This is a genomic window from Arthrobacter rhamnosi, assembly GCF_054510855.1.
Map to the genome: position 1 here is coordinate 1 of NZ_JBTNDT010000018.1, position 4183 is coordinate 4183.

The window sequence follows — 4183 nt, forward strand, 5'->3', positions numbered from 1 at the left end:
TACTGGTACGCGTGCGTATTCGATTTCGAACTATTCGTGGTTTTTGGCCGGTGTTGTAGGTCGGAGTGCACCCAGTTGTAGGTGAGCAGGGTTCATGCGTGACCGGGATCGTCGGTTTGGAGAAGGTGACTGACGGGGTGGGGTGTTCGTGGTGTTGGGGTGTACCTCAACTGGGCGTCAGGCTGGGCGGTCATCGGCGTCAGGCTGGGATGGTTGGTTCCATGATTGACGCCTGTGGTTAGGGCGTCTTAGGTTTCAATCTGACACTCGTGGTGAGGAATCGGATATGACCGGGCAGCGCCTTGGCTATGTGAGGGTCAGCAGTGTGGACCAGAACACCCAGCGCCAGCTCGAAGGCATCCAGCTGGACAGGACCTTCACTGACAGGGCTTTGGGCAAGGACACAAAACGTCCCCAGCTTGAGGAGCTTCTTCGTTTCAGCCGGGACGGTGACACCCTTTTCGTTCATAGCATGGACCGTCTCGCACGGAACCTGGACGACCTTCGGTCCGTGGTTCATAAGCTCACCCAGAAGGGTGTGCGGGTCGAGTTTGTGAAGGAAAACCTGGTGTTCACGGGTGAGGACTCACCGGTGGCGAATCTGATGCTGTCCGTTATGGGAGCTTTCGCGGAATTCGAACGGGCCTTGATCGGGGAACGCCAGCGCGAAGGCATTGCCTTGGCGAAGGCCCGTGGTGCTTACCGGGGACGCAGCAAGGCACTCTCGAGCGAGAAGGCCGACGAGCTCCGCACGAGAGTTGCTGCCGGGGAGCAAAAGGCCAGCTTGGCCCGGGAGTTCGGCATCAGCCGCGAAACCCTTTACCAGTACCTCAAGGCAGAACACTGAATGCTCGCGCCTGGATGGCCTGGATGGTTGAGGAGTGTCTGGCAGTCTGCGGCTTACGGGAGTTGAGGCGGGCGTGGTTCTCGTGCCGGTGTTTGCCCTGGTGTGGGTTATCGAGGCTCGTACCAGGTGATTTTCGTTGAGGAGGTTATGTATCTGGACCAGGGGGCGGCGGTTTCCGTGGCGTGTTGCTGTGTGACTTTGTAGCTGTAACCGAGCATCTCGGCGACCAGGGGTGCAGGGGTTTCGCTGGTTAGTCCACGCAGTGCTGCGTTGCGGGCACCGATAACGTTGATGCCTAGTTTCGCGAGTCGGTTCTGGACGGTGGTGGGGTGGAGGTGGTTCCCGGCACGGTAGCCGGGGAAAAGCCACTGGCTGTCGTCCCTGCCCGCGGTGCGCAGGTTGGGCCGCGAGGCCAGATGTTGTTTCAGTAGTGCGGCGAATGGTTCCGGAACGGGGACGGGGTCTCGTTGGCCAAGGGACAGCCGCACGCCGTCAGGGGCAAGGATGACGTCGGTGCTCTTCATTGCGACTATTTTCACGACCGGTTGGGCGTAGAGAAGCAACAGGGCGCCCGCCACCCGGTAGGGCAGGGTGTCGATGCCGCTGGTGAGGCAGGCTTTGAGCCAGGCCAGTCGCTGGTCCTGGGTCAGCATCGGCACGGTCCTGGCTTGGCGGTGCCTGATGGTGATGTGTGTGCAGGTTCGGTTCCTTACCGCCCAACCGAAGAAAGTCTTGATGGCGTGCCTGCTGGTGGGGCCTTCAGCAAGCCACGCGTCGACGTCGGGCTGGGTGCAGGAAGCAATGGCCCGCCCATGGGCGGACTTGAGCCAGGTGAGGAACCTGATGGTTTGGTTGATGTCCTGTCTGGCGTTGTGCACGGGACCGCGGGTCGGTTTCTGGTTGGCCGAGAGGTTCCGGATGCGGTGGAGGTGGTGCCAGCGGGCGAAGGATTCAACGGGTCGACGGACATCGGGGTCGTCGATGGCTTCGAGCGTGTCCGTAAGCCACCTCTCGAAAAGGGACAGGTAGTGGTCCCTAGCCGGGAGTAGGTTGTGATGGACGAGCAGGCTGCGCAGGTGCTCGGCCCGCTTAATGTTCGGTTCCTTATCCAATGCCTCGTGGGTGCAGGGAATTTCGCCGGTAGCAAGCCGCCTGAGTAGGTCACGGACGCCGGCCCGGCGCAGCCAGGTCAGGATGCTTTCAGGGCGTTGGGCTGCGCAGAGTGCTGTGAGTAGCTTTCCCGCCGTTGTTGTTTCGGGGTTGGGGTCTGACCAGTCAACACCCAGCAGCACGGTCAGGTCGTCGCGTAGGGAGCAGCGGGCGCAGATGCCCCGGCGGTAGTGTTCTGTTTCCGTGCCGCAACCGGTGCAGTGGTAGTCCTGCGTGATGCCGGCGCATTCAACGCAGACGGGTTCGTTGCCGTGGTTGGGGGATCGGCCCGGGAGCATTCGGTTGCTGCGGCACCCCGGGCAGGGACCGTGAGTGCGCGTAGCTAGTGTAAAGCAGGTTCCGCAGATCCTGCCTTCGGGCCAGCTGGCCCGGTGTTTGCCAGCTGCCCTCGAGCACCGGTCACAAATGAACGTTCCTGCGGTGCGGGGGCGTCCCCGGTTCAGGGCTCTGGGGGTGAGGTCAGCCGTCATCGCTGATGACGCGGGCGCGTTTGGGCCGGATGGTCTTGTTCAGGCTCACGACCTCAGCACCGGAGGCACCGGAGGCGGCTTTGCGGGCCTTCGCATCGGCCGCTGTGACGGTGATCAGATCCCCGGGACCACAGGTGAAGATGTCGCAGAGGGCGGAGACCATCATCAGGGAGATCCTTTCCGGGCGTTGGGTGACGAGCCGGTAGACCTGCGAGGCGGAAAGTTCGATGCCCCGTTCCTTCAGGAGGGGACTGAGATCGGTGCTGTTATGCAGCCCCCGGGCTGCCATGAGTTCTGGAAGCCGCCACCGGTAGTCGATCTCTCGTTGCATGCAGATCAGTCTCCCATTCCGGCCAGGGCGCCCCGGACGGTGGAATCCAGGGCACGGCGCAATGTTGTGACCCGGTAGTCGCTGGAGACGGAGGTGTAAAGGGCGGTGGTCGAGGCGTGCTCGTGCCCAGCCTGGTGCTGGACGAAAAGCGGATCCATGCCGGACTCGATCAGGTGCGTGACGTAAGAGCGGCGCAATGAATGGAGATCCAACCCCGGGGGAAGACCCAGCTCCTGGCAGTAGCGGTTGAACCGACGGTTCAACGCCGTTTCGGATACCAGCGTGCCGCGTTCGGAGGGAAACAAATCCAGCCCCTCGGTCATGTGCCGGTGGCCCCGTTCAAGCCAGTCCTCCACGATCTCGGCCGACCAGTCAAAAACCGTCAACACACTTCGGCGTTTCGGGGGCGAGCCGCGCATGGCCTTCCCGTAGCGGACCTGCAGGACCCCGTATTTGCCGAACTCGCCGGCGTGCGGGTTCCGGCTGAAATCAACAGTCTGCAGGTGCCGGACCTCATTGCGCCGCAAACCCCAGCAGTATGCGACTTTGAACAGGACCGCGTCGCGGTAGGCCGGGAGCCACCCCTTGCGGCCCAGCGAGGCAATCCGGTCGACCTCATCATCGGCACGGTCAAAAAAGCCCTGCAACTCACGCCGGGTGAACGGGCGTCGACCAGCAGACGATTCAGTCGCCTGGACGTGGACCGCAGTGTTCCAGTCAAAGCAGACCTGCGAAGGGTGCGCCCCGAAATACTGTTCGCAGACCCTGTCCCAGCCATAGTCCGGAGAGGCCACATACGAACAGAAAGCGCGCAGCGCTCCTTGGTAACTGCGGATCGTGGACTGCGCCGCGTGCTTCTCGCTGCGCAGGTCACCAAAGAACTCATCGACCTGCGCCGGTATCCATTGCCACGGATACTCATAAGTGGACTCCTGGAAACGCCTCACCAACCGTTCCCTGGACTCAATCGTGCCCAAAGCCAGATTCCGGCTCAGCTGCTGATTGCGCCACCCGCCAAGCATCTGGTCGAACACCCGATCCTCCGGATGAAGGAACTGCACATCGCCAAGGGACAGTACCCGCCCGGCAGAATCAACAGTCACCGCACCCCTTCCCACCATTGCATCAGATGCAAGAATCATGCAATTAATGCTGAAGGGGTGCAAACTCGCAGGTCAGAAGCCCATCGACGCTCCAGCACCTACCGAAAACAGTGGCCATAGCGCTTCCCATATCGGCGCCCGCACGGGGCATCAGGGAAGCATTTCTGCAGCTCAGCGACTCTTTTGCCGGTCCACGAAGTCCCGCCGCCAAGGGGCCGAAGCCGGGGAGGGGGTATTGCATCACATGCAATAATCACTGTTC

4 protein-coding genes are annotated in these 4183 nt (G+C 61.9%); 1 reads left to right on the plus strand and 3 read right to left on the minus strand.

Annotation, left to right across the window (positions count from 1 at the left end; genetic code table 11):
• Nucleotides 1–286: 286 nt before the first annotated feature.
• Nucleotides 287–847 carry a recombinase family protein gene (locus ACX80I_RS17225; RefSeq protein ID WP_459346323.1) on the plus strand — a complete coding sequence of 187 codons (561 nt, stop codon included), beginning with the start codon at nt 287–289 and terminating at the stop codon, nt 845–847.
• A 107-nt stretch (nt 848–954) separates the two neighbouring features.
• Here the strand turns inward: ACX80I_RS17225 and ACX80I_RS17230 are convergent, their stop codons facing one another.
• The 3 genes from ACX80I_RS17230 to ACX80I_RS17240 all read right to left on the minus strand — a co-directional run bounded on the left by ACX80I_RS17230 (nt 955) and on the right by ACX80I_RS17240 (nt 3921).
• The gene (locus ACX80I_RS17230; RefSeq protein ID WP_459346324.1) at nt 955–2295 is read right to left on the minus strand and encodes a site-specific integrase; all 1341 of its coding nucleotides are present in this window, start codon (nt 2293–2295) and stop codon (nt 955–957) included.
• 181 nt (nt 2296–2476) lie between these two features.
• Nucleotides 2477–2818, minus strand: coding sequence for a helix-turn-helix domain-containing protein (locus tag ACX80I_RS17235; RefSeq protein WP_459346325.1), 342 nt, complete (start codon nt 2816–2818; stop codon nt 2477–2479).
• A 5-nt stretch (nt 2819–2823) separates the two neighbouring features.
• A complete protein-coding gene (locus ACX80I_RS17240; RefSeq protein WP_459346326.1) occupies nt 2824–3921 on the minus strand; it encodes a tyrosine-type recombinase/integrase in 1098 nt (365 codons plus the stop codon).
• Between the last annotated feature and the right edge of the window lie 262 nt (nt 3922–4183).

Excerpts from the sequence above, each read along its gene's own strand:
- ACX80I_RS17230 (WP_459346324.1), bottom strand. The coding sequence starts at position 2,295 with ATGCTCCCGGGCCGATCCCCCAACCACGGCAACGAACCCGTCTGCGTT.
- ACX80I_RS17225 (WP_459346323.1), top strand. The coding sequence starts at position 287 with ATGACCGGGCAGCGCCTTGGCTATGTGAGGGTCAGCAGTGTGGACCAG.
- ACX80I_RS17235 (WP_459346325.1), bottom strand. The coding sequence starts at position 2,818 with ATGCAACGAGAGATCGACTACCGGTGGCGGCTTCCAGAACTCATGGCA.